Origin of the sequence: Amycolatopsis silviterrae (assembly GCF_042684085.1) — a bacterium.
GTDB classification, from domain to species: Bacteria; Actinomycetota; Actinomycetes; order Mycobacteriales; family Pseudonocardiaceae; genus Amycolatopsis; species Amycolatopsis silviterrae.
In genome coordinates this window covers 71,863-98,277 of record NZ_JBHUKS010000007.1, presented here as the reverse complement: position 1 = coordinate 98,277, position 26,415 = coordinate 71,863, and the positions used below count along the sequence as shown (strand labels likewise).

The 26,415-nt window shown below is 69.0% G+C and carries 24 protein-coding genes; 13 read left to right on the top strand and 11 right to left on the bottom strand.

Annotation, left to right across the window (positions count from 1 at the left end; genetic code table 11):
• Position 1: 1 nt before the first annotated feature.
• The 3 genes from ACFSVL_RS11665 to ACFSVL_RS11655 form a co-directional block, all read right to left on the bottom strand.
• Positions 2-1,213 (bottom strand): oxygenase MpaB family protein, encoded by a 1,212-nt coding sequence (locus tag ACFSVL_RS11665; protein ID WP_378303306.1) that lies wholly within the window; start codon positions 1,211-1,213, stop codon positions 2-4.
• A gap of 424 nt (positions 1,214-1,637) precedes the next feature.
• The gene (locus tag ACFSVL_RS11660) at positions 1,638-3,659 is read right to left on the bottom strand and encodes a hypothetical protein (RefSeq protein WP_378303304.1); all 2,022 of its coding nucleotides are present in this window, start codon (positions 3,657-3,659) and stop codon (positions 1,638-1,640) included.
• A gap of 77 nt (positions 3,660-3,736) precedes the next feature.
• On the bottom strand, positions 3,737-4,138 hold the full coding sequence (locus tag ACFSVL_RS11655; protein ID WP_378303303.1) for an ArsI/CadI family heavy metal resistance metalloenzyme: 402 nt from the start codon (positions 4,136-4,138) through the stop codon (positions 3,737-3,739).
• Positions 4,139-4,209: 71 nt separating this feature from the next.
• Between ACFSVL_RS11655 and ACFSVL_RS11650 the strand changes: the two genes are divergently transcribed.
• The 3 genes from ACFSVL_RS11650 to ACFSVL_RS11640 are packed head-to-tail and all read left to right on the top strand — an operon-like array spanning position 4,210 to position 6,067.
• Positions 4,210-4,560, top strand: coding sequence for an ArsR/SmtB family transcription factor (locus tag ACFSVL_RS11650; RefSeq protein WP_378303301.1), 351 nt, complete (start codon positions 4,210-4,212; stop codon positions 4,558-4,560).
• Positions 4,557-5,630: an ACR3 family arsenite efflux transporter gene (arsB, locus tag ACFSVL_RS11645; protein ID WP_378303299.1), complete on the top strand. Its 1,074-nt coding sequence runs from the start codon at positions 4,557-4,559 to the stop codon at positions 5,628-5,630. The genes ACFSVL_RS11650 and arsB overlap by 4 nt, the downstream gene beginning before the upstream one ends.
• Positions 5,627-6,067 carry an arsenate reductase ArsC gene (locus tag ACFSVL_RS11640; protein WP_378303297.1) on the top strand — a complete coding sequence of 147 codons (441 nt, stop codon included), beginning with the start codon at positions 5,627-5,629 and terminating at the stop codon, positions 6,065-6,067. Before arsB ends, ACFSVL_RS11640 begins: the two co-directional genes overlap by 4 nt.
• Here ACFSVL_RS11640 and ACFSVL_RS11635 read toward each other — a convergent pair.
• Entirely contained in the window at positions 6,027-6,926 is a 900-nt protein-coding gene (locus ACFSVL_RS11635) for a LysR family transcriptional regulator (RefSeq protein WP_378303295.1), read from the bottom strand. The genes ACFSVL_RS11640 and ACFSVL_RS11635 overlap by 41 nt on opposite strands.
• A gap of 96 nt (positions 6,927-7,022) precedes the next feature.
• On the opposite strand from ACFSVL_RS11635, the gene ACFSVL_RS11630 reads away from it, so the two are divergent.
• Genes ACFSVL_RS11630 through ACFSVL_RS11620 form a run of 3 tightly spaced genes read left to right on the top strand, consistent with a single transcriptional unit; the run spans position 7,023 to position 9,972 of the window.
• Complete coding sequence (locus ACFSVL_RS11630; RefSeq protein WP_378303293.1) at positions 7,023-7,847, top strand: polysaccharide deacetylase family protein; 825 nt, start codon at positions 7,023-7,025, stop codon at positions 7,845-7,847.
• Entirely contained in the window at positions 7,844-8,809 is a 966-nt protein-coding gene (locus ACFSVL_RS11625) for an NmrA/HSCARG family protein (RefSeq protein ID WP_378303291.1), read from the top strand. The genes ACFSVL_RS11630 and ACFSVL_RS11625 overlap by 4 nt, the downstream gene beginning before the upstream one ends.
• A complete protein-coding gene (locus ACFSVL_RS11620; protein ID WP_378303289.1) occupies positions 8,806-9,972 on the top strand; it encodes a glycine C-acetyltransferase in 1,167 nt (388 codons plus the stop codon). The genes ACFSVL_RS11625 and ACFSVL_RS11620 overlap by 4 nt, the downstream gene beginning before the upstream one ends.
• On the opposite strand, the gene ACFSVL_RS11615 is transcribed toward ACFSVL_RS11620, so the two are convergent.
• On the bottom strand, positions 9,963-10,424 hold the full coding sequence (locus ACFSVL_RS11615) for a hypothetical protein (protein WP_378303288.1): 462 nt from the start codon (positions 10,422-10,424) through the stop codon (positions 9,963-9,965). The two genes, ACFSVL_RS11620 and ACFSVL_RS11615, sit on opposite strands and share 10 nt — an antisense overlap.
• A 147-nt stretch (positions 10,425-10,571) precedes the next feature.
• Positions 10,572-11,606 (bottom strand): hypothetical protein, encoded by a 1,035-nt coding sequence (locus tag ACFSVL_RS11610; RefSeq protein WP_378303286.1) that lies wholly within the window; start codon positions 11,604-11,606, stop codon positions 10,572-10,574.
• Between the two features lie 148 nt (positions 11,607-11,754).
• Here ACFSVL_RS11610 and ACFSVL_RS11605 point away from each other — a divergent pair, with 148 nt between their 5' ends.
• The gene (locus tag ACFSVL_RS11605; protein WP_378303284.1) at positions 11,755-13,998 is read left to right on the top strand and encodes a 2OG-Fe(II) oxygenase; all 2,244 of its coding nucleotides are present in this window, start codon (positions 11,755-11,757) and stop codon (positions 13,996-13,998) included.
• Between the two features lie 399 nt (positions 13,999-14,397).
• Here ACFSVL_RS11605 and glnA read toward each other — a convergent pair whose 3' ends face one another.
• Positions 14,398-15,822, bottom strand: a complete 1,425-nt coding sequence (glnA, locus tag ACFSVL_RS11600) for a type I glutamate--ammonia ligase (RefSeq protein WP_116201910.1) — start codon at positions 15,820-15,822, stop codon at positions 14,398-14,400.
• A gap of 172 nt (positions 15,823-15,994) precedes the next feature.
• On the opposite strand from glnA, the gene ACFSVL_RS11595 reads away from it, so the two are divergent.
• Positions 15,995-16,480, top strand: coding sequence for an RDD family protein (locus tag ACFSVL_RS11595; RefSeq protein WP_378303282.1), 486 nt, complete (start codon positions 15,995-15,997; stop codon positions 16,478-16,480).
• 62 nt (positions 16,481-16,542) lie between these two features.
• On the opposite strand, the gene ACFSVL_RS11590 is transcribed toward ACFSVL_RS11595, so the two are convergent.
• Positions 16,543-17,271, bottom strand: a complete 729-nt coding sequence (locus ACFSVL_RS11590) for a DUF4191 domain-containing protein (RefSeq protein WP_378303281.1) — start codon at positions 17,269-17,271, stop codon at positions 16,543-16,545.
• Between the two features lie 64 nt (positions 17,272-17,335).
• Here ACFSVL_RS11590 and ACFSVL_RS11585 point away from each other — a divergent pair, with 64 nt between their 5' ends.
• The 5 genes from ACFSVL_RS11585 to ACFSVL_RS11565 all read left to right on the top strand — a co-directional run bounded on the left by ACFSVL_RS11585 (position 17,336) and on the right by ACFSVL_RS11565 (position 22,343).
• The gene (locus ACFSVL_RS11585; protein WP_378303279.1) at positions 17,336-19,435 is read left to right on the top strand and encodes an ATP-dependent DNA helicase UvrD2; all 2,100 of its coding nucleotides are present in this window, start codon (positions 17,336-17,338) and stop codon (positions 19,433-19,435) included.
• A gap of 209 nt (positions 19,436-19,644) precedes the next feature.
• Positions 19,645-19,923, top strand: coding sequence for a hypothetical protein (locus ACFSVL_RS11580; protein WP_378303277.1), 279 nt, complete (start codon positions 19,645-19,647; stop codon positions 19,921-19,923).
• 152 nt (positions 19,924-20,075) lie between these two features.
• Entirely contained in the window at positions 20,076-20,423 is a 348-nt protein-coding gene (locus ACFSVL_RS11575; protein WP_067592977.1) for a WhiB family transcriptional regulator, read from the top strand.
• A gap of 553 nt (positions 20,424-20,976) precedes the next feature.
• On the top strand, positions 20,977-22,164 hold the full coding sequence (locus ACFSVL_RS11570; protein ID WP_378303275.1) for a methyltransferase domain-containing protein: 1,188 nt from the start codon (positions 20,977-20,979) through the stop codon (positions 22,162-22,164).
• Positions 22,161-22,343, top strand: a complete 183-nt coding sequence (locus ACFSVL_RS11565) for a hypothetical protein (protein WP_009073268.1) — start codon at positions 22,161-22,163, stop codon at positions 22,341-22,343. The genes ACFSVL_RS11570 and ACFSVL_RS11565 overlap by 4 nt, the downstream gene beginning before the upstream one ends.
• 530 nt (positions 22,344-22,873) lie before the next feature.
• Here ACFSVL_RS11565 and ACFSVL_RS11560 read toward each other — a convergent pair.
• The 3 genes from ACFSVL_RS11560 to ACFSVL_RS11550 all read right to left on the bottom strand — a co-directional run bounded on the left by ACFSVL_RS11560 (position 22,874) and on the right by ACFSVL_RS11550 (position 26,393).
• The gene (locus ACFSVL_RS11560) at positions 22,874-23,446 is read right to left on the bottom strand and encodes a hypothetical protein (protein ID WP_378303273.1); all 573 of its coding nucleotides are present in this window, start codon (positions 23,444-23,446) and stop codon (positions 22,874-22,876) included.
• Positions 23,447-23,902: 456 nt separating this feature from the next.
• On the bottom strand, positions 23,903-25,204 hold the full coding sequence (locus tag ACFSVL_RS11555; RefSeq protein WP_378303409.1) for an ABC1 kinase family protein: 1,302 nt from the start codon (positions 25,202-25,204) through the stop codon (positions 23,903-23,905).
• 103 nt (positions 25,205-25,307) lie between these two features.
• The gene (locus ACFSVL_RS11550; protein ID WP_378303272.1) at positions 25,308-26,393 is read right to left on the bottom strand and encodes a ThiF family adenylyltransferase; all 1,086 of its coding nucleotides are present in this window, start codon (positions 26,391-26,393) and stop codon (positions 25,308-25,310) included.
• Between the last annotated feature and the right edge of the window lie 22 nt (positions 26,394-26,415).

The following is a 26,415-nucleotide window of genomic DNA, read 5'->3' as shown; positions in this document are numbered from 1 at the left end:
GCTAAGCGCCCGGCCGATTCGCCACCGGGAGCGTAATCGGCGTCTGCGTCGGCGAGGTCCCGTTGTTGAGATACAGCATCGAAATACCGCGTACGAACTGATCGAAGAGATAAAAACTGCCCGGCATGATCTTGGACGCGCCCTCCCGGAACGCGACATACGCGGGCCACTCAAGCCGAACCAGTGCCGCCTGCGCGTAATCGCGGGGAAGCCCGAGCCAGTCACCCATCTGGTCATTGAGCAGATACCGCACCAGCTCGTTGACGAACCCGGAATCGAGCCCCAGCGTCGGCTTCTCGATATACCCGAGCAACGTCTTCGCCAGGCTGACCCCTTCGTCCGTCGGTCCGAGCACCGGCCACAGCATCTGCTGCGCCTGCGCTTCCGCGTCGGCCCAGGTCTTCGGAATGAACTGCTCCTGCACCCCGAGCAGATGCAGCGCGACCTGCCAGGCGTGCAAATCCGCTTCCTGCTCCGCCGTCGACAGCGCGATGTGCCACTTGAGCATGTTGCTGCGCGCGTACGTCGCCACCGAATGGAACGTCCGCAGAATGTCGCCATTGCTGATCGGCTTGGGCTGATCCGCGCCGTCTTGGTATTTCGCCGACGTCGGCAGCAAATTCCGCACCGCGGCGTGCACCAGCCGCGTCTTGTTGGCGGTCACGACGAAGTGCCCGTCCGGCGCCCAGGCTTTCGAGTTGTGCAGGTCGTAGCCGAAGGTGAACGTCTTGGCCGCGCGCTGCTTCATGTCCGCGCCGCCGGCCGACCAGTAAACCGCCCGCGCCTCACGCGGAATGACGGTGCTCATGATCCCGCTGCCGAGCGTCTCGGAGACGAACAGATAACTGCTCAACCGGGTGTAAAGCTTCTCCGACGCGGCAAGCTTGGCCGGATCCGCCCACGACGGCAGTTTGTTGACCTGCCGCAGATACGAGACCAGATAATCCGGCATCCCGGCGGGCAGCGGAGCGTTGTTGTCGATCCAGCCCTGCCAGGCCGTGTTGACCGCGGGTATTTTGCCCTCGGCCAGCAACGCCTTGGCGACCGCGTCGGCGGTGTCGTCCCAGACCTGGAACGGATCGGCCCCCGTCCCGCTCCCGGCGATGGACCCCTTGCCCGACCACGCCCACGCGGTGCCCGACGTGCCGGCCATCCCCGCGATGCCGAGTGCCGCGCCGAGGGTCAGCACCTTCCTTCTGCTGAGATTCTCCATGTACTTGTCTGCCTCTCTGGTAGGCGTCGTTGCCATCCCATCACCGGCCAGGGGCTGCTCGCCGCCCCCTGTCGACAGTCTCGGAAGAAGTGATTTCTCATTAACATAACGGCGCCGGTCGGCTGGTGGCAAGAGGTGTGCCCGCTCCGGATCACCTCGCGGCACCCGCGCGGCCAATGCCAGGGACCTAAACCGGGCGACCTCAGTCCGCCGACCGTCCACAAAGGACACTCGCGTCAGCGAAACGCCCGTTTAATGTCATAATGCCGGTTTGTTTAGGTCTGTGAGGGGCACCCTGAAGGAATCTGATTCCCTCAGGGCGGCCCTCACGGACGACACGCCCAGCTCCCGCCGTCCCCGGACGCAAACCAGCCCGGTCCGCCAGCTGCTTCCGCTCCGCCCGGGGCGAGAGGGAGTGCAGCGCTCAGCGCCGCCGCCGCTTCTTGCCGGTTTTCTTCGCGGACCGGGAAATTCCGCCCAGCGGATGCACGGTCGCGTGCCCCGGCCGCCGCCGGGTGAACAGCTCCCGCAGCTCCGCCAGGCCGGCCTCGTCCGGATGGCCGCAGTTCAGCACGTTCGTGGTCAAGCCGCGGGCCTCGTCGGGCGGCAGTGTGGCGAGGGTGTCGGCGATCGCGTCGGGGCCGCCGGTTTCGAGCAGGTGAATGAACTGCTCGGCCACGCCCCGCAGAGCTTCCTCTTCGCCGAGTTCTTCCATGGACAGCTCGTCTTCGCCGATGAGGGCCTGCACGGCGATCGGGCCGAGCTGCCGGTCGTCGCGCAGTTCCCGAAGCATCGCGGAGCTGTCCGGAAGGGCTTCGGCGAGGATGTCGAGCATCGCGCTCGCACGAGTGCGGAACGGGCAGTCCCGGACGGCGTCCAGCAGCAGCGGCAGCCCGCGTTCCCGGCCGCCGTGCGCGGCCAGCCATCCGGCCAGCTCCGCTGCCGCCGTTTCCGGGGGGTAGTGCTCGGCGAGCGTGCCGAGCAGCCCGGCCGGTCCGGCGTCCGACAGCTCCCCGACCAGCGGCGCGTGGCGGCCGTCGGCGACCATGCTGGCGCGGATCGCCCGAACGGCCATCGGCGTCAGCGCCACCAGTTCGGTGGCGCCGGCGGAGAGCGCGGACCGCAGGCGGGCGTCCGCGTCCGGCGGGAACACGTGAGGTCCGTCCGGGCCGAGGTCGGCGCGGTAAATCGGATCGGGCACCCCGGTCGTGAGCGTGACCGCGCCGAAGTCCGCGAGCGTCGCGAAAACCTGGCGCAACTCCTCGCCGACTCCCTGCCGCCATTCCGTCTCGGTCGTCTCGTCCCGTTTGTCGAACCAGATTGCCTCGACAAAGGCCAGCCAGACGCTTTCCTCCAGCCGGACGACCGGCACGGGCTCGGGGAAGCTGTAAAGGGTGTTGAGGACGTCGGGCAGCACCACGTCGATGATTTCGCCGAACAGCACGCTGTACCGGGGCGCCCAGGCGCGGCCGCGGAGGACGAGTTCGGGGGAGGGCAATCCGTCGAACGCCGCGGTCCAGAGGCCGAGACTGTCCCGGAGCAGCCGCGCGTTCTTCGCGACGCGCACCAGCTTGCCCTTGACCGTCCGGACGATCCGGGCCTTTTTCGCCAGCTCGACCAGACCGGTCAGCTCGGTCAGCTCGCTGCTGCTCTGGGTCCGGTAGACCCGGTCGCCGATCGCCCGGTCGATCTCGTCGCCGGTGCCCAGCAGGGGCACCAGCTCGCGCGCGTCGGCCAGTTTCAGCTGGCCGGTCGAGGTCAGCGCCCGGCCGTCGCCGACCCATTCGGCCAGCGCGCGCAGCTGGGCGACGACCCGCGTCCGCTCGGCGGCCGCCGCGAGTTCGGCCTCCGGGGGAAGCGATACCGGAAGGTGCGTCACCGCGCGCTCGGGCTGGCCGTCGAGGAGTTGCCGCGAGGCGATCTCTTCGAGCACCTTTTCGTCGTAGCTGATCTCGCCCGCGCGGACCCTGCCGATGAACCTCTCCATGGCCGCGTTGTCCGCGGGATCGACGCCGTGCCGGAGCGCGTTCATCACCCAGAACTTGGCCACGCCGAAATTGCGTTCGTCGGCCATCGCCGCGGCGAAACCGGAACCGGCCTGCGCGATCGCCGTCTCCAGGTGCGCCAGCGGATCGCCGGTCGGATCGGCCAGCCCGGTCGCGTGCAGATAGCGCAGGAACCGCCGGAGGCTTTCCGGGGCGTCGGCGACGTCCTCGGGAGCGGCCGACAGCGTCCGGGGCAGGTAGGAGATCAGGAATTCCCGGACCCGGCCGGCGGTCCAGTACCCCAGCCGCCCGTCGACGCTGTGGTGCCGGAAATTCAGCGCCGATTCCAGGATCAGCGGATCGATGTCCTCGTGCCCGGCCTCCGCCGCGCAGCGCCGGATCAGCAGGGCTTTGGCCTCCTCGAACGCGTCGACGTCCTCAGGCTGGAAAAACATGCGCATGGTGGTCTCAGGGTCCTCGCAGGTCCGAAGCAGGCTCCCTGCAGCGTAGGGCCTCGTTGCCGTCCGCTGGGTACCGGTCAAGCGCAACAGGCCTCGCCGGAGTTGTCCGCCGGCGCGTCCGCCTTGACGGTGTAGACCTCCCAGGCCTCCTGGCCGGGCCCGTGCACCCAGACCTTGTCCTGCACGGCGTAACAGCAGGTGGTGTTGTCCTCGGTCAGGGTCTCCAGGCCTTCGCCGGTCAGCCGCTGGCTGGCCTCGTTGACGTCGCCGGTCGACTCGACCTCGACCCCGAGGTGGTCCAGGACGGTGGCCTGACCGGGTTCGCCTTCCAGGAGCACGAGCTTGAGCGCGGGCTCCGCGATGGCGAAGTTGGCGTAACCGGGCCGGAGCTTGGCGGGCTCGGTGCCGAACAGCTTTGAGTAGAAGCCGATCGAACCAGCCAGGTCTCCCACGCGAAGCGCGAGCTGAACTCGGGACATCTGATCCTCCTTGAATAGATGACTGTCTAACCAGCATTGCCGTCTAAGTAGAAGCCTGTCAAGATAGACAGATGTCGAAGCAACTCCTGTACGCGGCGATCAGCGCCTGCTGTACCCCGCTGGCGCGCGACCCGCTGACGGCGGACGATGCCGCGGAGCTGGCGAAGCTGTTCAAAGCGCTGTCCGACCCGGTGCGGCTGCGGTTGCTGTCGCTGATCGCGTCCCACGCCGGGGGAGAAGCGTGCGTGTGCGACCTGACCGGGGCGTTCGACCTGACCGGACCGACGATCTCCCATCACCTGAAGGTGCTGCGCGAATCCGGCTTGATCACCGGGGAACGGCGCGGCACCTGGGTCTACTACCGCGTCCACTCCGAGATGCTCGCCCGCCTATCGGCCGTCCTCGTCCCCGGCGACGCATGACCGGCACGCAAACCGGAGTAGTCGGCAAGCTGTCCACTTTGGACCGATACCTGCCGGTGTGGATCGCCGTCGCGATGGTGCTCGGACTGCTGGCCGGACGGTGGATCCCCGGCCTCGGCGGGGTGCTCAACGCGGTCTCGGTCGACGGGATCTCGTTGCCGATCGCGCTCGGACTGCTCGTGATGATGTACCCGGTGCTGGCGAAAGTCCGCTACGACCGGCTCGGCACCGTGACGGCCGACCGGCGGCTGCTGTGGCCGTCGCTGGTGCTGAACTGGCTGATCGGGCCAGCGCTGATGTTCGCGCTCGCCTGGCTGCTGCTGCCCGACCTGCCGGAGTACCGCACCGGGCTGATCATCGTCGGCCTCGCCCGCTGCATCGCGATGGTGATCATCTGGAACGACCTGGCCTGCGGCGACCGGGAAGCCGCCGCCGTGCTGGTCGCGCTGAACTCGGTGTTCCAGGTCGTCATGTTCGGCGTCCTCGGCTGGTTCTACCTGGCCGTGCTGCCCGGCTGGCTCGGCCTGCCGCAAGCCGGACTGAGCGTGTCCGCGTGGCAGATCGCCAAGAGTGTGCTGATCTTCCTGGGCATCCCGCTGCTCGCCGGCTACCTGTCCCGCCGCCTCGGCGAACGCGCGAAAGGCCGCACCTGGTACGAATCCCGGTTCCTGCCGAAGGTCGGCCCAGTCGCGCTGTACGGGCTGCTGTTCACGATCGTGGTCCTGTTCGCGTTGCAGGGCGACCAAATCACCAGCCGCCCGCTCGACGTCGCCCGGATCGCCCTGCCGCTGCTGGTCTACTTCGGACTCATGTGGGCCGGCTCCTACGCGCTCGGCAAGGCGGTCGGCCTGTCGTACGAACGGACCACCACGCTGGCGTTCACCGCCGCGGGCAACAACTTCGAACTCGCCATCGCAGTCGCGATCGCCACTTTCGGCGCCACCAGCGGACAAGCGCTAGCCGGAGTCGTCGGCCCGCTCATCGAAGTCCCGGTCCTCGTCGCCCTGGTCTATGTGTCCCTCGCGCTCCGACGCCGCTTCGCAACCACGCCCGCGGAGGTCTCGCCATGACCGTCCCCGAAGTGCTATTCGTCTGCGTTCACAACGCCGGACGCTCGCAGATGGCGGCCGGGCTGCTGCACCACCACGCGCGCGGCCGGGTCCTCGTCCGCTCCGCCGGATCCGCCCCAGCCGACACGATCAACCCCGCGGCCGTCGCGGTCATGGCCGAACTCGGCATCGACCTGTCCCGCCGGTTTCCGCAGCCCTTGACCGCCGAAGCGGTCCGCTCCGCCGACGTCGTGATCACCATGGGCTGCGGCGACGCCTGTCCCGTCTTCCCCGGCAAGCGCTACCTCGACTGGCAGCTCGACGACCCGGCGGGCCTCCCGGCCGAGCAGGTCCGCCCCATCCGGGACGAGATCGACCGGCGGGTCCAGGCTCTGCTCGCCGAACTGCTGGCTGGGCTCACTGACGAGGAACCGGCTCCACGCCCGGAACACCGCTGATCTGCTCAACGAGAAAATCCCGGAGCAGCCGGACCCGCGCGATCTCAGCCCGTTCCGGCACCATAAGCAGGTTCAACGGCAACGGCGCACACCGGTACTCCGGAAGCACGACCTCCAACGCCCCGTCACGAAGGAGATCGTCAACGAGCCACCGGGGCACCGGCGACACCCCACGGCCAGCGACAAGCGCCTCCCGCGCCGCAAGCCCGTGATCGACGCGAAGACGCGGCGTAAACGTCGCGACCCGCGCCGTGCCCTGCTCGTCGAGCAGCGTCAGCTCATGACTCCTGGCCACACTCGTCCGGCGGATCACGTCGTGCCCCGAGAGATCCTCCGGCGACCGAGGCGTCCCGCGTCGTGCGAGATACGCGGGCGCCGCGACGAGAATCTGGTGCGCCACCCCGAGCGGACGCAGGCGTAGTTCGCTGTCCGGCTGAGGCCCGATCTGAATGGCGAGATCCACGCCGTCGCGGATCAGGTCGGAGCGTTCGTCGGTGAGGACGAAGTCGACGCGAATGTCTGGATAGCGGTCCTGGAAAGCGAAGATCAGCCTGCTCAGGTGCATGACCCCGAAGAAGGCCGAACACGAAATCCGCACCTTCCCGGACGCCTCGGTCTTGGCATCCTCGATCTCCTGCCCCGCCTGTTCGACCAGCCGGAGAATCTCGGTGGCGCGCGCGTAGTAGCGGCGGCCCTCCTCGGTCAGCGAGATGCTCCTGGTGGTGCGGCTGAACACGGCGACCCCGAGCGCGTCCTCCAGTTCGCTCACGTGCCGCGTGACGGTGGGCTGGCCGACGCCGAGATCCCGGGCGACGGCGGAGAAACTCCCGCTTTCGGCGACCCGGACGAACGTGCGCATGCGATCGAGCGTGACTTCTGATTTATGCATCGTGCGGATAGATCCTCTCCTCCGTCGAGGCTAAATGAACCGCTCTCCCGCGGCTACCGTGACGGCATGCCCACGAGATCTGTGCCGGCTTGGCCGGAAGGCAAGAAGGTCGCGGTGAAAATCTGCGTCGCGCTCGAATCGTGGTCTGACGGCCACTGGCCGGTCTATGCGCCGATGGCCGCCGCGTGGCCGCTGCCCGCCGCGGAATGCCGACACAGCATGTCCTGGGCGGAATACGGGGCGACGACCGGAGTATGGCGGCTGCTCGAAGTGCTGAACCGGCACGAGATGCGCGCGACGTTCGGCGTCAGCGGTCTTCTCGCGGAGCGGCACCCCGAACCCGTGCTGGCCGCGCACGCCGCCGGACACGAGATCGCGGCGCATTCGTACGCACAGGACATCATCCCCGGACAGCTGGGACTCGACGAGGAACGCGAGAACCTCAAGCGCTGCACCGAAATCCTGCGGCAGGTCACCGGTTCCCGTCCGGTCGGCTGGCTCAGCCCCCGCGCCACCCCGTCCCGAAACACTCCCGAACTGCTCGCCGCCGCCGGCTACCGCTGGTCCGGCGACCACAACGACCGGGACCTGCCCTACGTCACGACCACCTCCGCGGGTCCGCTGGCGTACCTCATGCACAGCGACTTCACCGACGTGCGCGGCGTACTGGCGGGCCCGCGCGCGTACCGGGACGTCCACGTCGACCTGCTCGATTATCTCCTCCGCCAGGAGACGCCAGGCATCCTCAACCTGACCGTCCACGCCCACGTCGGCGGACGGCCGCTGTTCGCCGACCAGTTCGAGCAGGTACTCGAGCAGATCGCCCGTGTCCGGGACGACGTCTGGATCGCCACCCATCAGGAACTAGCCGATCAGGTGCTCGCGTCATGAACCGCACCCTCGTCATCGGCGGCACCGGCGCGATGGGCAGCCGCGTCGTCGCGCAACTCCTCGCCGACACCGACGATGAGCTGACCGTGCTCACCCGCAACCCGGACTCACCCCATGCGGCGGCCCTGGCCCAGGACCGCGTGCGCCTGATCCGCGGCGACGCAGGCGACCCCGCAAGCATCCAGGCCGCGCTGACCGACGTGTCCCGGGTCTTCTGCAACACCGACTTCTTCTCCGCCAAAAGCCCGCTCGCCGAGTTCACCCAAGGCACGAACATCCTCGAAGCAGCACGGAAACACGGCGTCGACCGGTTCGTGTGGTCCTCATTGGACAGTACCGCGACGCTGACCGCCGGCCGCGTCCTCACGCCGCATTACGAGGCCAAAGCCGCGGTCGCCGCGCACATCCAGCTCCACCGCTCCGAGGAAATGATGCGGCACGATCCGGACGGCTGGTACTCCGAGCACGTCTCGATCCTGGTGACCTCGCCGTACTTCGAAAACCTCCAGTCCCGCCTGTCACCCGCCGACGGCGACGACGGCGTGGTGTTCACCCTGCCGCTCGGCTCCGGCCGGTACCCGATGATCGCCTTGGCCGACATCGCCTGGTTCGCGGTGCACGCGCTGGAACACTGGCAGTCCTGGGGCGCACGCGACCTAGCCGTCTCCGCGGACAGCCTCACCGGCACCGAAATCGCCGCGACCTTCGAGCGCGTAACCGGGATCCCAGCCCGCTACGCAGACCTGCCACTCGACACCCTCCGGGCAACCATCCCCGAAGTCGGCCACGACTACGCAGGCATGTTCGGCTTCTTCCAGCACCACGACCTCGCCGCGCACGACCGCGACCTGGACCTGCTGCGCCGGCTTCACCCCGCCCTGATGACCTTCGAAGACTGGCTCCAGCAGACCGGCTGGGACGGCCGTCGCCACGAAGTCCAGCAGTTCCGGCCCCGCGCATGACGTCCGCCTCCGTCCGAAACGACCTGCGCATCGAGCTAGCCGAACTCCGCGCCGCGAATCTATACAAGCCCGAACGCCCGCTCGCCTCACCGCAATCGCCACGCGTGACTATCGACGGAACAGAAGTCCTGAACTTCTGCGCCAACAACTATCTCGGCCTAGCCGACCATCCCGCGGTCATCGACGCCGCCAAGCAAGCACTAGACGACCAGGGCTTCGGCATGGCAAGCGTCCGCTTCATCTGCGGCACGCAGCACCTGCACACCAACCTGGAGTCGCGCCTGTCGACTTTCCTAGGCACCGAAGCAACGATCCTCTACTCCTCATGCTTCGACGCGAACGTCGGCGTATTCGCCACCCTGCTAGACGAGCGGGACGCAGTTCTCTCCGACCACCTCAACCACGCGTCAATCATCGACGGCATCCGCCTCTCCAAAGCACGCCGTCACCGCTACCGCGACCTGACTGACCTAGAAACCCAACTGGCATCAACGAGAACCGCCCGCCGCCGGCTAGTCGTCACCGATGGCGTCTTCTCAATGGAGGGCTCCATCGCGCCACTGCGAGAAATCTGTGCCCTAGCCGACCGCTACGACGCCATGGTCATGGTCGACGACTCGCACGCCGTCGGCATCACCGGCCCGACCGGCGCGGGAACTCCCGAACTGCTGGGCGTGCAGGACCGGGTGGACATCGTGACCGGCACCCTGGGCAAAGCACTCGGCGGCGCATCCGGCGGCTACGTCAGCGGTCACGCGGAAATCGTGGACCTCCTGCGGCAGCGTTCCCGCCCGTACCTCTTCTCGAACGCCCTCCCACCCGTCATCGCCGCCGGTGCCCTCACCGCCCTGGACCTAGCCACCGACCCCGCCCGCCGCGAGGCACTCCACCAAAACACCGCGACCTTCCGCGCCCAGATGACGCGGGCAGGCTTCCATGTCCTGCCCGGCGAACACCCGATCGTGCCGGTGATGTTCGGCGACGCGGGCGAGGCCGTCCGGATCGCTGACCGAATGCTGCGCTCCGGCGTGTACGTGACCGCGTTCAGCTACCCAGTGGTGCCGATGGGCAAGGCGCGCATCCGCGTACAGCTCTCTTCGGAACACTCCCGCGACGACCTCGACCAGTGCGTCGAGGCTTTCCTCGCCGCCCGCTACGACTGATTGGGATAGGCGTAGACGGTGTCCGAAGACGCCGCGTAGATCGCGCGCGGCATGGCGCAGGTGAGCCATTCGGCCGTGCCGCCGCGAGTTTCGCCCCAGGCGAGGACGCCGTCGGATTCGCGAAGGACGAGGAAACCAGCCGGCGGCTTGGTTTCCGCGGCCATGGTGGGCACCAAGACCCGGCCCTCCCCGGCGGTGAGGCCATCTCCCATCGGGCGCGGCAAGCGCGTCCCCCATGCCTTGCTGCCGTCGTGCGGGTCGATTCCCCACACCATGTCGGTGGCTTCTCCCGACTCTGTCTCGGAGTGCTCCCCGACGGCGAACGTGGTGGTCAACGCGCCGACCCCGCGGATGCCGGTCGACGTCTGCAGCGCCGTCGGGCGCCGGACGCCGGTGGCGGCGTCCAGAAGAACCAGCCGTTCCCCGGCGACCGCCACGGCACTCCCGACCACCGCGTTGCTCCCACGCGCCGATGAAACCCTGATGACACAGGCGGCGTGAGCGGGTTGCGCGGTCCGTGAAGGACTCCTTGAGGGAACCAGATTCCCTCAAGGAGTCCTTCACGGACTTGAAGACAACGGTCAGGCGGGGAGCCGCGGTCAGCCTCGCGTCAGTCCCGCGCGCCGATGCGACTCGACGATCTCCTGTGCGCGTTTCGGGAGAGGAGCGCCGATCTCGATCGCGAACTCCTGGAACGCGTGATGGCCGGGCAGCAGGTCGAGGCACTCGCGCACGAGCTTCCGGGCGCGATCGAGATCGCCGCGCTGGCGAGCCAGCCGCGCCTGGAGGAAGGTCAGCTCCGGCCCCCCGAGAGAGCGGTGTCCGGTCAACCGGTCGAGCCGGTCGCCGGCGTCATAGCCGGGCAATCGGTCCAGTAGCAGGCCATGCCACTCAGCCAGGTCGCGGGTTCGCTGATCGCGGTCGAAATCGTCGGTACCACCGGCCTCGTCGAGTGCGCTGAGGTAATGGTCGGCGAAGGCGACCCACATGTCGGGCGCTTCGAGTTGGCGGGCGAGGACGCTGGCGAGACTGGCCTCCTGCCCGGCAATCGAGCCCCAGCCGCCGCGCGTCCAGCCGTACTCGGACTCCCACCGGACAAGCTGGGTCGCGGCCCGCGCCGAGAACCGGTCGAAACCCCCGGTGCGCCGCAGGCGGTCCCACACCTGCTCCACCGCCTCCGACACCACGAACCGCGCCGCCTCCATTGGATCGTCCGACCTGAAGTAGTCGTTGCCGCGGGTGTCGTATGCGAGGTCGATGAGCAGCTCCATCGCGACGATCCCCTGGCCGGGATCCTCCGCTGCCAGTGCCTCCCTCGCCTCGCCCGCCAACCGCCGGAACGTGGTGCGCCACCCGCTTCGTTCCTTCGGCGCGACACGCCGATCGCCGCCCAGATAAGAGCCCGCCCGGGCCAGGGAGACGAAGTCGCGCACCGCCGTCAGCACCTCGTCCGGGTCGGCAAGCGGGCGGCTGGCCGGTTTGGCCGGACCGGGATCGAGTTCGCCCTCGATCCGCTCGCGCATCGTGGCATTGCCGCGCCAGTACAGGTTCCACAGCGCTTTTTTCAGGCGCTCCTCGTCGAGGACGGCCACCTTGCCGAAGAACTCCTCGCGATTCATCCGCTTCATCGCCACGCCGGCAGATGCTAGCCGGGGCGGAGCCGGCGACCGCACCGCCCGGTACGGTCCACGTCGTCGATGAACGCTCGGAACCAGGCGAAACTGTTGCTCGATTGAGCCCGGCCGCACGCGAGCGAGGTCCGGCAAACACACAAGGGGACACATGGCGAAGACGGCACGGGAGCGGTTGGCGCGGCTGTTCGCGAGCACCGGTCAGGCCGGGTCGTTCAGCGCTCAGCTGCAAGCTCCGGCACAAGCGGTGGAACTCGAGGTGTCCGGGGTCGGGCCGGTACGGCTTCCGGTTCGCGCGCCGGCGGCGAAGAAGCTGATCGCGGTGGCGCGTCCGGCGATGTTCGGCCGGGGCGAGCAGACCCTGACCGATACGGGCGTGCGCGACACCTGGGAGCTGACCCCGGACCAGTTCACGCTCGGCGGATCCGGCTGGACGGCGCTGCTGGACGACGCGCTGGAGCATTTCCGTGACGAACTCGGGCTCCTGCGGAGGGCACGGCTGCGCGCCGAGCCGCACTCGATACTGGTGTACGGCAAAGGGCAGTTCTTCCTCCCCCACCAGGACTCGGAGAAACACGACGGGATGGTGGGCACGCTGGTGGTGTCACTGCCGTCGGCGCACACCGGCGGGGAGCTGGTCATCGACCACGCCGGGGAGAGCAGGACCTACCGTGCGTCGAGGGAGGACCTGACGCTCGTGGCGTTCTACTCCGACTGCCGCCACGAGGTCACGCCAGTGCGATCCGGGTACCGGCTGGCTCTCACGTTCAACCTGCTCGCCGACGCCGGGACTCCGGTGCCGGAGGCAGGTCCGGTCACCGAGCTGGCGGGCTGCCTGACCGAGCACTTCACCACACCGGCCACCCCTCGGTACGGCGGGCGCGATCTGGACCCGCCGAATCGGCTGGTCTTCCTGCTCGACCACGAGTACACCCAACGGGGCCTGACCTGGCACCGGCTCAAGGGCGCCGACGCGGAGCGGGCCGCCCTGCTGCGAGCTGCCGCCGAACGAGCAGGCTGCGAGCCGGTGCTGGCGCTCGCCGAAGTGCGGGAGACCTGGAGCGTCGGCGGCAACGAGTGGGACGACTACGACGAGGACGACGCGGATCCGGACGACCATCAGCTCGACGATCTGATCGACGACGAGATCGCCCTCGGCTGGTGGACCGATCCGGACGGCAGCGGCGGCGAGCCGATCTCGCTGCACGTTCCCGGCCACGAGGTGTGCGCGGCCACCCCGAGCAAGTCCCTGGAACCTTACGAGTCCGAGTACGAGGGCTACATGGGCAACTACGGCAACACGCTGGACCGGTGGTACCGGCGGGCCGCGGTCGTCGTCTGGCCCCGGGACCGGGCGTTCGCGGCACGTGCCGAGGCCGGATCGCAGTGGGCGCTGCACGAGCTTCGGGCCCGCATCGAGTCCGGTGATCTGGCGGGGGCCCGTGCCGCGGCGGAGTCGCTGGCCCCGTTCTGGCATCGGACCGCGGCACAGTCGGGACTGTTCGGTGCCGCGCTGGAGGTGGCCACATGCCTGCGCGCCGCCGGAACGGCCACGATGCTGCTGGAGCCGTTTCGGGTCGAGACACTGACCCCGGAGCACGCGGCAGGACTGGCGGCAGCGGCAGGACAGTACGGCCAGGCGTGGACGCGGGACGTCATCGATGGCTGGTTCGGACAGCAGCACCGACACGGAACCGCCTGGCACGAGTGGGTCGAGGAGTTGCCGAGGCTGTGCGACGAGCTGCGCGTTGCCGGCCGAGCGGAGGCAGCGCGGCTGCTGGCCGCCGGAACGTGGCACCGGCTGCACGACGAGTTGCGGGCGTGGACTACGACCGCGCGCGCGGAGTTCCGCCGACCTCAGTTGGAGCAGCTCAGTGCACCGCTCACGCGGCTGATCGAGGCGGCCGACGACACACAGCGCAGGGAGATCAGCGCGGCCCTTCGCGAGTTCGGGGACCCGGTGCTGGAGTGCCTGATGCCGGTGCTGCGTTCGGCGGCCTCGCGGCGGACAGCGGGCTTCGACGAGGTCGCACGAGACTGCGGGCAGCGGCTCGCCGAGATCCTCGCGCGACCGCAACGGGAAGACGGCGACTGGTCGATCGCCTGGACCGGGTGCCGCTGCGAGCTGTGCGACGCGCTGCGCACATTCCTCGGCTCCCGGACACAGCGGACCTTGGAATGGCCGCTGGCGAAAGACGGACGCCGGCACGTGCACACCCAGATCGAGTCAGCCGACTTGCCAGTGCGGCACCAGACCCGGCGCCAGGGTCGGCCGTACACACTCGTGCTGACGAAAACTGACGAGCTGTTCACCCGCGCCGCGACTGCGCGGCACACCGCCGAGACCGACCTGGCGTGGCTGACAGCGGTGCCGTCTCCGGGGCCTCCCGGCTAGGCCTTCGCTCCCGTACCAGGGATTTAAGCAGGGTGGCCCCACGTCTCCCCGATTGTCCACAAAGGACGCCAGGGCTGCCGAAATGCCCGATTGGCACCCACGTGAACGTTTCTTCCACGCACCCAATGTGGCGTTGGGTGCGTCGCATGCACCCAACGCCACATTGGGGCGCTAGCCCTCCCAGACGAGCCGCCGCAGTCCCGCCGGTCCCATTGGGCCTTCGCCCACCGGCGTCTGGCATCTCCGGCCGCAACGCCGAGTGCCGTCGGCGAGACTTCTCGTCCTGTGACCCATGCGCTGGTCCGCGCGATGCTCGCCGGGTCTCGACTGCTCCTGGGCGTCATGCACGAAGGCCCGCCAGCAGAGTGCTGGCGGGCCTTCGCGTCGAGCAGGCTCGGATCACACGTCGTAGTACAGCGAGAACTCGTACGGGTGCGGGCGAAGCCGCAGCGGGTCGATTTCGTTCTCGCGCTTGTACTGGACCCACGTCTCGATCACGTCGGGCGTGAAGACGCCGCCCTCGAGCAGGTAGTCGTGGTCGGCTTCCAGCGTGTCCAGCACGGTGCCGAGGTCGCCCGGCACCAGCTTGACGTTCTTGGCCTCCTCGGGCGGCAGCTCGTAGAGGTCCTTGTCGATCGGCTCCGGCGGCTCGATCTTGTTCTTGATGCCGTCGAGCCCGGCCATCATCATCGCGGAGAACGCGAGGTACGGGTTGCCCGACGAGTCCGGGCAGCGGAACTCGGCGCGCTTGGCCTTCGCGTTGTTGCCGGTGATCGGGATGCGGACGCAGGCGGACCGGTTGCGCTGCGAGTACACCAGCGAAACCGGGGCCTCGAAGCCCGGCACCAGGCGGTGGTAGGAGTTCACCGTCGGGTTGGTGAAGGCCAGCAGGCTCGGCGCGTGCTTGAGCAGGCCGCCGATGTAGTGCCGCGCCGTGTCGGACAGGCCCGCGTAGCCGGACTCGTCGTGGAACAGCGGCTGGCCGTCCTTCCACAGCGACTGGTGGCAGTGCATGCCCGAGCCGTTGTCGCCGGCGAGCGGCTTCGGCATGAACGTCGCGGTCTTGCCCGCGGCGAACACCGTGTTCTTCACGATGTACTTGAACAGCTGCAAGTCGTCCGCCGCGTGCAGCAGCGTGTTGAACTTGTAGTTGATCTCCGTCTGGCCCGCGGTGCCCACCTCGTGGTGCGCGCGCTCGATCTCGAAGCCGGAGTTCGTCAGCGTGCGGACGATGTCGTCGCGCAGGTCGGCGAAGTGGTCGACCGGCGGGACGGGGAAGTAGCCGCCCTTGAACTTCGTCTTGTAGCCCTGGTTCCCGCCCTCGGTGTCGGCTCCGGTGTTCCACCAGCCCTCGACCGAGTCGATCTCGTGGAACGACAGGTGCTCGGCATCCTCGAAGCGGACCGAGTCGAAGATGTAGAACTCCGCCTCCGGGCCGAAGAACACGTTGTCGGCGACGCCGTACTCCGCGATGTACTGCTCGGCCTTGCGCGCGATGTTGCGCGGGTCGCGGCTGTAGGCCTCGCGGGTGAACGGGTCGTGCACGAAGAAGTTCAGCGAGAGCGTCTTCGCCTTGCGGAACGGGTCGATCCGCGCCGTCTCGGGGTCCGGCAGCAGCAGCATGTCGGACTCGTGGATCGACTGGAAGCCGCGCACCGAGGAGCCGTCGAAGGCGAGGCCTTCTTCGTACGCCTCCAGGTCGAACGCCTTGGCCGGCACCGTGAAGTGCTGCATGACGCCCGGCAGGTCGCAGAACCTGACGTCGATGGACTCCACCTTCTCATCGGCGATGAGACGCTGAATGTCGTCTGGAGTAGTGGGCACCCTCGGTGACTCCTTCTCGTTCGTTACCGGCGGCTGTACTCTCTTCGGCTCACGCTAAGAGGGCGGTGTTGCCCGACCGTCACCCGAATGTTTCGCCGGTGTTAACGGGCCGCCGCCACCGCCCAGTCGACCAGGCCGGATGTGGTCCGCGCCACCGGCATACCCTGGACGGGTGGCGAGATGGACGGGTGAATGGCTGCCGGGGACCGGCGACGGCTCCACCGCGGCCCCGCGCGAGGCCCCGAAGTGGCGCGGCGAGTCGATGGGCCTCCCGGAATCCGGCGTGGGCGCGGTGGCCGGCGGCGGCCCGCGCTTCCTCGCGCTGGTGCTCGACCTGGTGCTCGCGTCGCTGATCACGGCCCTGTTCGTGCGCTACGACCTGCAGGACGCCGCCGCGATGCAGACGTTCAACCTCTGGGCGGGCGCGGTCTGGGCGGTGATCACGGTCCTCCCGGTCACCTTCTTCGGCTTCACGCCCGGCATGGCGGCTCTCGGCATCCGGGTCGCCCGCCTCGACGGCGCGACGATGGTCGGCCCGTGGCGGGCGCTGGTGCGGATGGTGCTGACCGCGCTGCTGCTCCCGCCGCTGGTGCGCAACGCCGACGGCCGCAACTGGCTCGACCGCGCCACCAACACCGTCGTCATCCGGATGCGCTGAGCCCCCTTCGAACACAAAGAACCCCCGGTCGGCACCCGACCGGGGGTTCTTCGCGAGCAGGGTCAGCGACGGCGGATGGTGCGCTGCACGTTCCGCATCTTCGCGCCGGCGGGCATCGGTCCCTTCGGCATCGCCGCGCCGCGCGAGCCGAGAGCGGCCAGCTTCGCCTCGAGCGCGTCGATCTGGGCCGGCTTGAGGTTGCGCGGCAGCTTGGTCAGGTGCGACTGCAGCTTCTTGAGCGGAACCTGCTTGTCCTCGTGCCCGATCGTGACGTCGTAGATCGGGGTGTCGCCGACCAGCCGCGACACGCGCTTCTTCTCCTGCGCGAGCAGGCTCTTCACCCGGTGCGGCGCGCCTTCGGCCACGAGGATCACGCCGGGGTGGCCGAGCACGCGGTGGACGGCGTCGAGCTGGGTCGTCGCGGCGACGGTCGGCGTGACCTTCCACTTGCCGCGCATGTTCTCCAGCGCCCAGGCTCCCGCGCCGGGCTGGCCGTCGGCCTTCCCGTAGACGGTGCGCTGCACGCGCCTGCCGAAGATGATCACGGCGAGCAGGATGCCGAGCACGATGCCCAGCGGCAGCAGCGTCCACTGGATGTCGAAGAGGAACCCGATGCCGAACAGCACCCCGGCGACCACCACGATCGAACCGGCCATCCAGGGGATGAGCATCGGGTCTTCGCGGCGCTGCATCTTGAACGCCTCGAACAGCTGGCCGCGCCGTGCCTTGCTCGCAGCGCGCTTTTCCCGCTTGGCCTGCTTGGCCGCTTCCTTGTCCTGCTTGCCCGCCATATGACCAGGATACGGCCGCGTGCCCGGCCGGGAATCCGTCGGCCCCCTCTGCGAGGATCGCGGGGTGGCCATCGCATCGTCTCCCCAGAGCCGGCAGAGCCGCGCGGGCCTGCTCGACGGGCTTGATCCCGAGCAGCGCGCCGCCGCGGCGGCCCCCCGCGGCCCCGTGTGCGTCCTCGCCGGAGCGGGCACCGGCAAGACCCGGACGATCACGCACCGCATCGCCCACCTGGTGCAATCGGGGCACGTCTCGCCCGGTCAGGTGCTGGCGGTCACCTTCACGACGCGGGCCGCGGGGGAGATGCGCACCCGGCTGCGCGGCCTCGGGGTCGACGCGGCGCAGGCGCTGACGTTCCACGCCGCCGCCCGCCGCCAGCTCCGCTACTTCTGGCCGCGGGTCGTCGGCGACCGGCCGTGGGACCTGATCGACAACAAGTTCCGGCTCGTCGCCCAAGCCGCCCAGCGCGTCCGGCTGAGCACCGAGACCGAGGTGCTGCGCGACCTGGCGAGCGAGATCGAGTGGAGCAAGGCGTCGCTCGTCTCGCCGGACGACTACCCCTCGGTCGCCGCGCGGATGCAGCGCGACACCCCCGCGCCGGTCGCGCAGGTCGCCGAGGTCTACCGGTGGTACGAGGAACTGAAGACGAACGCGCAGGTCCTCGACTTCGACGATCTGCTCCTGCAGACCACCGCGGTGCTGGAGCGCCACGACGCGGTCGCGGCCGAGTTCCGAGACCGGTACCGCTGCTTCGTGGTCGACGAGTACCAGGACGTCACGCCGTTGCAGCAGCGCCTGCTCGACGCGTGGCTCGGCGGCCGCGACGACCTCACTGTCGTCGGCGACGCCAACCAGACCATCTACTCGTTCGGCGGCGCCTCGCCGAAGTCGCTGCTGGAGTTCACACGGCGGTTCCCGGAGGCGACGGTCGTGCGTCTTGAACGCGACTACCGGTCCACACCGCAGGTGGTCGCGCTCGCCAACCGCGTGATCGGCGCCGCGCGCGGACGTCCGGCCGGATCGCGGCTGAAGCTCGTCGGCCAGCGGCCGGAGGGCCCGGAGCCGCGGTTCGCCGAGTACGAGGACGAAGCCGCCGAAGCTGGCGCGGTCGCGCGGCGGGTCCGTGAACTGCTCGACGAGGACGTGCCGGCGAGCGAGATCGCGGTGCTGTTCCGGGTGAACGCGCAGTCGGAGGCGTACGAACAGGCGCTCACCGAGGCCGGGATCCCGTACCTGGTCCGCGGCGGCGAGCGGTTCTTCCAGCGCACCGAGGTGCGGCAGGCGATGGCGGCGCTGCGCACGGCGTCGATGGAACCGACCTCGTTGGAGCTGGTCACCGCGGTGCGCTCGGTGCTCGCCCGGGTCGGCCTCACCGAGCAGCCGCCGTCGGGCGGAGCGGCGAAGGAGCGGTGGGACGCGCTGCTCGCGCTGGTGGAGCTGGCCGAGGAACTGGCGGCGACGGTCGAGGACGCGGACCTGCCGCGCTTCGTAGCGGAACTCGAACAGCGCGCGGCGGCGCAGCACCCGCCGACCGTCGAGGGCGTCACGCTCGCGTCGCTGCACGCGGCGAAGGGGCTGGAGTGGGACGCCGTATTCCTCGTCGGGCTGTCCGAGGGCACGATGCCGATCCTGCACGCGGACGGCGACGACGCCGCGATCGAAGAGGAGCGGCGGCTGTTCTACGTCGGCGTCACGCGGGCCAGGGAGCACCTCTCGCTGTCGTGGTCGCTGTCGCGCGGGCAGGGGAGGGGACGCAACCGGCGGCGGTCGCGGTTCCTGTACGGCCTGATCCCGGAGGACCACCCGGCGGCGCGCATCGCCCGTTCGCAGCAGGTGTCGAAGCCCGGCTCGAACGTCGCCCGCTGCCGGCTGTGCGGCGGCCCGCTGGTGCAGACCATGGAGGTCAAGCTCGGCCGGTGCGGGAAGTGCCCGTCGACGGTCGACGAGGGTTTGCTGGAGAAGCTGAAGGCGTGGCGCGGGGAGCGGTCGCGGGAGTTGAAGGTTCCGGCGTTCGTCGTGTTCACTGATGCGACGCTGATGGCGATCGCCGAGCAACGGCCGACCGACGACGGCGCGCTGGTGTCGATCTCCGGGATCGGCGCGACGAAGCTGGAACGGTTCGGCGCCGAAGTGCTCGACGTGGTCCGGTCGTCGATGCGATCTTGACCGCGTCTTAGCGGTGATCGATGCGGCGAACCTGCTGCTAGGGGGCGATCTTCGTCTCTTCGGCAGAGATTTGGGAAAATAAGTTGCCCCGGCTGTGCCGGGGCGCATAGCCTGCGTAAGCACCCGGGCGAGAAGCCCGGTCTGGGGAAGAACATGACGGTCGCCGCTTCGAGCGGCGCGGTCCGACAGAGAAAGGCGGTGCCGGTGAAATGATCAGCAATCTGATGCACACGAACCCTGGCACCGGTCTGCCTGTTCGCATGGCCGTCACTGCTCCGCGCCAGGGCACGGGTGTGTCCACGTCTGCGCACTTCGGCGAAACGCGTCGTCACATTGACGGTTTGCGTCGCATCGAGCGCAACGGGGCCCCGGCCGGCATCACTCTCGCGAGCGCCGCCGTTGTTGCCGCGTACCCGCAGGTTGATGTCGATCTGCCGACCATCAAGCAGTTCCGTGTTCCGTTGTCATTACGGGAGCGAAGTTCCTGACCTGCGTCAGGACACGAGGCTCACGAAGGCCGCGGAACCGGTAACCGGATCCGCGGCCTTCGTGTTTTTTTGGCTGCACAACAAGAAGGAACAAGTTGTCCAGTTCGATCGCCCACCGCCACACCACCACCGCACCGCAAAGGAGCACGGAAATGTCATCCGCCATCGCCCTCGCCGAGGGCCCGCTCGCCGAAGGGTTCGACATCGGCGACCTGCTCGACGGAGTCGCCGAGCCCGAACTCCCCTGCCGCTCGCGCGACGCGGACCTCTGGTTCGCCGAATCGCCCGCGGAACTCGAGCGGGCCAAGGCGTTCTGTGCCGGCTGCCCGGTCCGCGAGGCCTGCCTCGCGGGAGCACTCGCCCGGCGTGAGCCGTGGGGTGTCTGGGGAGGCGAAATCTTCGAGCGCGGCGCCGTGATCGCGCGCAAGCGGCCCCGTGGCCGTCCGCGCAAGAACGCCGCCCTCGAACCCGCCGCCGCAGCCCGGAGCGCCGCCGCATGACCGTCGACCTCATCACCACGCGCGATTTCGAGGCCCGCGCCGGAAAACCGGTCCGCGTCCAGCCGAAACCCAAGCAGAACAAGTCTCAGGAGACCACGAAGATGTTGCTTCACGAAGAACTGTCCCGAGCGCGAATACGCGACCTCATAACCGAACACGAAACCCAACGTCCATGGCGCCGCGCCCGAGCCGCGCGCCGCTGGTCGCGGGTAGCCCGCTGGGCGGCCAGCCGAGCGGAGCGATACCAACCACCCAATTAACGAGGCAGGTCAGGCAGGCTTCGACCTGCCTTGACCAGCCCCTCTTGGTGACGCCGGTTGCCTGCCGTCAGGACTGCCTCCAGCCCTGACGGCGGGCCCGGCATGCCCGTCCTCGGCGACCCCGCGCTGTGCCCAAGGGGAGGGGCCAGCGCTTCAGGCGACCGCGTTTGCTTCTGCTTTCGCTTTCGCTTCGCCGAGGTCACCGCTTCACGAGAATGAGCCTGGAAGGCCCGTCGGGGGACCGTCCAGGCTCATTCTCGTTCGGGGACCGCTGACGGGTGTTCAATGAGCCCGTGTCCGGACATACGCACGACCACATCGACTGGGCTGACCGGCTGGCCCTCCTCCGCGCAGCCGACACCCTCGACGCGCCCGCACAGGCCGCCATCGCCGCACGCCTGGTCGCGAAACTCCCCGCCAACCCGACGGTGATCGACCTAGGCTGCGGCGCCGGCGGGATGAGCACCCACTTCGCCGAAGCCTTGGCTGCCCACAACGGCGGCACCATCATCCTGGTCGACGCGACTCCCGAACTGCTGCACGAGGCCGAGCGCGCCGTCCGCGCCGCCGCCGAGACAGCGCGTGCCAGCCGAACAGACGGCACAGCACCGGTCGACGGCTTCGCCCCCGAGAGAAATTCCGCCCAGCCGAACGGCCGCCTTACGACAGGCGTCGGCGCGGGTCCCGACGCCGTGCCCGGTGGTGGCACAGGGAATCGCGCCGCACCCGACGGACGCTCGGGTAACCAAGCCGTGTCCGACGGTGGCGCGGGTAGCCACGCAGCGACCGGCAGCAGCGCGGCGAACCGAGTCGCATCCGACGCAGACTTGGCCGACCACGCCGCGACCGGCGGAGAAGCGAAACTCTCCACGGCAGCCCGAGACACCGCGCCGAAGGTCGAGGTCCGCGCGGTTGCCGCCGACCTCGCGGACGGTTCCTTGCCCGACTTGCTACCCGCCGCTGATCTCGTGTGGGCTTCGCGCGTCGTGCATCACCTGCCGGATCAGCAGGCCGCGATCGGCACCCTCACGGCCGTCGCGGGGCCTGACGGAGTGGTCGCGCTCGCTGAAGGTGGGTTGTCTTTCTCTTGCCTCCCTTGGGATCTCGGGGTCGGACGGCCTGGACTAGAGGCCCGGTTGCAGGCAGCGCAAGCCGAGTGGTTCGTCGGGATGCGCGAGGGCATCGACGGCGCCGTGCCGATGCCCTACGGCTGGACAGCCGCGCTCGAACGGGCTGGGCTCGCCGACGTCAGCTCGTTCAGCGCACTGGTGGACCATCCCGCACCCGGCCTGGACGGTCTCACTGACTATGTGCACCACCACCTTTCCCGTCTCGCGACGCACGGTGCCGACCATCTCGCGGAGGAAGACCGCGCGACGGTGGCTTCTTTGCTCGATCCAGACAGCACCCACTACCTCGGCAAGCGCCGCGACCTCTTCCTTCTCGGAGCACGCACGGTCCACCACGGACGTCGACCGTGACCGCCCCCGACCCCACGTGCTCGTGGTGCGGCCGAGCACGCGCCGCGGAAACCGACCCGCTCGCGACCCTGGCATGGGTGAGCACCAAGGAAAACGGCGAGCAGCGCTGGCTTTGCCCGGACTGCGCGCGCAACCACGTCCGGGATATCGAGGGCAAATTGCCGGACGAGTACTGGTGACCGGCCCTGCCCGGGCATTGAGGAAAGGCCGCTGGACGAGGTAGTGGTGACTGGTCGTGTCCGGGCATTGGGGGCAGACCGTCGGACGAGGTAGTGGTGACCGGCGCTGCCCGGGCATTGAGGGAAGGCCGCTGGACGAGGTAGTGGTGACCGGCCTTGCCCGGGCGTTGGGGGCAGGTCGTCGGGCGAGGTAGTGGTGACCGGGTCATGACCAGGCATTGAGGGCAGGTTGCGGTGCGGGCATTGGCGACCCGGGATTGCGCGCAGCCAGGTTCGGGAAGCCGACGGCAAGCTGCCTGGCGAACACCCGTGACTGAATCGCGTGCGCAGCCGTGTCCGGGATGCCCGGGGCGAGTCGCCTGACGAACATTGGCGGCTGAATCGCGTGTGCAGCCACGTTCTGGATGCCAAGGACAGAGTTGCCGGACGAGCACTGGCGGCGTGATTGCGCGCGATCACGCCCCACACCCAGCCGGCGACCCGACGAGTGCTGGCCCCGCCCAAGCCGGTCGGCCTGTGTCAGGTTCGGGTCATGCGGCATTTCCCGTCTTGTAGACGGCGCGCACTTTGGGGCGGGGCGTGCGCGTCGCGTGGCGGTAGGCGTTGAGGAGTTCTACGCCCATGTCCTCCGGCGATTCCCGGAGCTGGCGTGGGGTGCACCGGAACAGCACGGTGCCGGTCGCGGCCAGGGCTAGGTGGCTGAAGTCTTCGGGGCCCGCGGCGGTGCGGTAGCGCCAGGCCAGGCCGATTTCGTCCCACCAAGCGTCTGCGGTGCCGAGCCGGCGGCCGCGGCGGTCGCAGACTGCGACGTTCCATTGCGGGGTCGGCAGCGGTGTTCGTTGGAGGACACGGAGTGCTTGGCCGTGTGCGAAGGTTTCTTGGTCGTCGAGGTTGCGTAGGACGGTGCGCACGGCCGCGGAGCCGCGCTGGTTTCCGGTGTCCAGTTCGGCTGTTAGTTCTGCGCGGTCGGCTAATCCCCAATACAGCGGCAGCGAGACCAGCCTTGCGATTTCGTCGGGATCGTTTTCGCGGCGGGCCAGGTCGAGTGCGGCGCGGGCGGCGCTCGCGTAGGGCAGGCCGTCGATCAGGATCGGTTCGGGCATGCGTGCGGTGCGGTAGGTGATGACGCTCGGTTCGTTGGACGGCCTTCGGTTGTGCGGCACTAGCAGACGGATCTCCGGGGTCCGTGGATGGCTGATTCCGTGTGCGCACAACGCATCCGTGCCCGTGACGACGGTTCCGAGACCGTAGCGGGCAACGGCTGCGTGCAGGAGTTCTTCCCGGCTCGGAGGTTTGTCGTGCACTAGGTACACGCCGGAATACACCTGCCGCCACGGTCCGCCTGGGCCGGAGAGCTGTGCGGCTCTTCGGTCTGAGATTCCCGCGACCCGCAGATGCCGCCGGTGGAGCACTCCGTGCGAAATCAGGTCACCGAAAGCGAGGGAGTCGATGCTTGTCGTAGTTGCCATACATCGAGAATGCCGCCCTGATCAACTTCGCGAAACCACCCTGCGCAATCTGTGGACAACTCAGGGTTATTTTACTGCCTTGTGGATAACTCAGGCGGCGAACCCGGGCTGCCACCGTTCCACGATGCCGCGGGCCGGGATCTCGGCGTCGAGCTGGCAGAGGATGCCCGTCGAGCCCGCCGTGACCCGGTGGATCATCAAGTATTCCGGCGGCAGGTTCAGCGAGCGGCCGACGTGGAAGTCGTTGCCGCGGGAGTCGCCGACGCGCCCAGCTTGCCGCTGCATCCAGCGACGCGTGAAGTGGAACGTGGGCTCGGCCAGCGGCTCGGTGAACGGCGAGAGATACGCCAGCACCTCGTCCGACTCCAGGGACGAATCCGCGCGCACGAAACCGTTCTCGCGCAACAGCCGCATCAGTTCGTCGGAGTGGCCGTCTAGGGCGAGGCGCGTGATTTCGCCCAGGTGCCGCGGAATTCCGTGCGGAAGCTTGGCTACGCCGCCGAAATCGATCACGCACAGCCTGCCGTCGCCGGTGAGCATGAAGTTGCCGGGATGCGGGTCGGAGTGCAGCAGATGCGCCCGCGCCGGCGACGAGTAGTGGAACTCGGCGAGCAGCCGTCCGGCGAGGTTGCGGGTGGCCGCATCGCCGTCCGAGATGATCTTGGCCAGCGGGGTGCCGGTGGCCCATTCGCTGACCACGACCTTCGGCGCGCTCGCCACGACGCGCGGGATCAGGAATTCGGGGTCGCCCTCGAACGCCTTCGCGAACGCGCGCTGGTTGTCGGCTTCGGCGAGGTAGTCGAGTTCCTCGTCCATCCGCTCGGCCAGCTCCGTGAGCAGCGGTTTCACGTCGGTGCCGGGGACGAAGGCCTGGAACAGCCTGCTGAAGCGCTGCAACTGGCGCAGGTCGCTGCGCAGCGCCTCGTCCGCGCCCGGGTACTGGACCTTGACCGCGACCTCGCGACCGTCGTGCCAGGTCGCGCGGTGCACCTGGCCGATGCTCGCGGCGGCGGCCGGCTCGTCGTCGAAGTGCGCGAAGCGTCCGACCCAGGACCGGCCCAGCTGCTCGGCGAGCACGCGGTGGGTTTGCCGGGCGGGCATGGGCGGCGCGGCCGACTGCAGTTTCGTGAGCGCTTCCCGGTACGGCTGCGCCATGTCGTCCGGCACCGCGGCCTCGAACACGCTCAGCGCCTGCCCGAACTTCATCGCGCCGCCCTTGAGCGTGCCCAGCACCTCGAACAGCTGCTCCGCGGCCTTGGCCGAGAGCGTCGCGCTCACCTGCTCAGCGCTCTGCCCCGCCAGCCGCTTGCCCCAGCCGCCCACCGCTCGGCCGGCGATGCCGAGCGGAAGGCTCGCCAGCTTCGCGGTGCGGGCAGCGCCGCGGCGCGGCATGGCGGAATCGCGGTCTCCGGTGCGGTCGCGAAAGTCGGTCACTCTCCGATTCTGCCTTGGCGAGCGCGACGGCCGCAGCCTGCTGACCGCACCCAGGTGTGGCCTACGTCTCTTGGAGCACCTCCTCGGGAGTTTCCTCGGCCGGCGAGGGACCTTCCTCGACGGGAACTGGCGCACCGCAGCCGCAGTCGGGATGCGGTTCCCAATGCTGGCGGCGCACTTGCCCGTCGAAGTTGTCGATCTCAAGCGTGGCGTTCCACGCCGGCGGCGGGGTTTCGCTCGGCGAGAGCAGCCGCATCGCCTGCGCGACGGCGAGCGAGGCGCACGCGTGCACGGCACCGAGATCAGGCCGCGGCATCCGGCCGACCAGCTGTGTCGCGATCCTCGGCCACGACTCGTCCGCGTCGGTTCGGTGCAGGTCGCAGCAGCGGAGGCAAGCGCTGCGGCCAGGCACCACGAGCGGCCCGACGATGCCGATGCCCTCGCAGACGCGGACCGGCAGGTGCGAGATGCCCGAGTCGATCAGCTCGGCCACTTCTTCCGGCGGCGGGACGAGCGTGTCCGTGAGCAGCACGAGATCGGGGACGCGACGCTGGTTCCGGGCGGTGCTGACGTCCGGCGCGATCCGCGAGACGACCGTCCGGATCGCGCGTTGCCGGGGTTGGCCCAGCTCAGCGGGTGTGAAGCCGGAACCGAGATCGGCCTCGGTGACGGTGCCGGACGCACGGATGTCGAGGTGCCCGACACCGGACGTCGCGAGCAGCGCGGCGACTGCCACGGCGATCCGCCCGCTGCCGTGCACCGCGATGAGGCTTTGCCAGCGACGGTCAGTGAGCGCCGGTTGGTAGTGCCGGGCGCGCAGCGACCACAGCCCGGTCTCGACCCGTTTCGCGGACTTCTTCGCCGCTTCCGTGACCAAACCGAGCGCGGCCAGCTGTTTCAGCAGGAGCTGGAACTGCTCCCGGTGTTCGCCTACAGCGAGCAAGACGTCCTCGAGCGTGCGCCGCCCGTCGAGCCCGCGGACGCTGTCGACGATCGGCGCGGGCAGGCCGTTGGCGATGATGCCGTGGCGTGGGTCGAGGCCGAACTGGATCTCGTTGCCGTCGCGTTCGAGCACGTGGATGCCCGGAAGCAACGTCGGATACGCCGGAAGGAGCACGTCCGGCGGCGGAACACTGGACAGGGTCATGCGGCCAGCTTGGCAGCTCCGC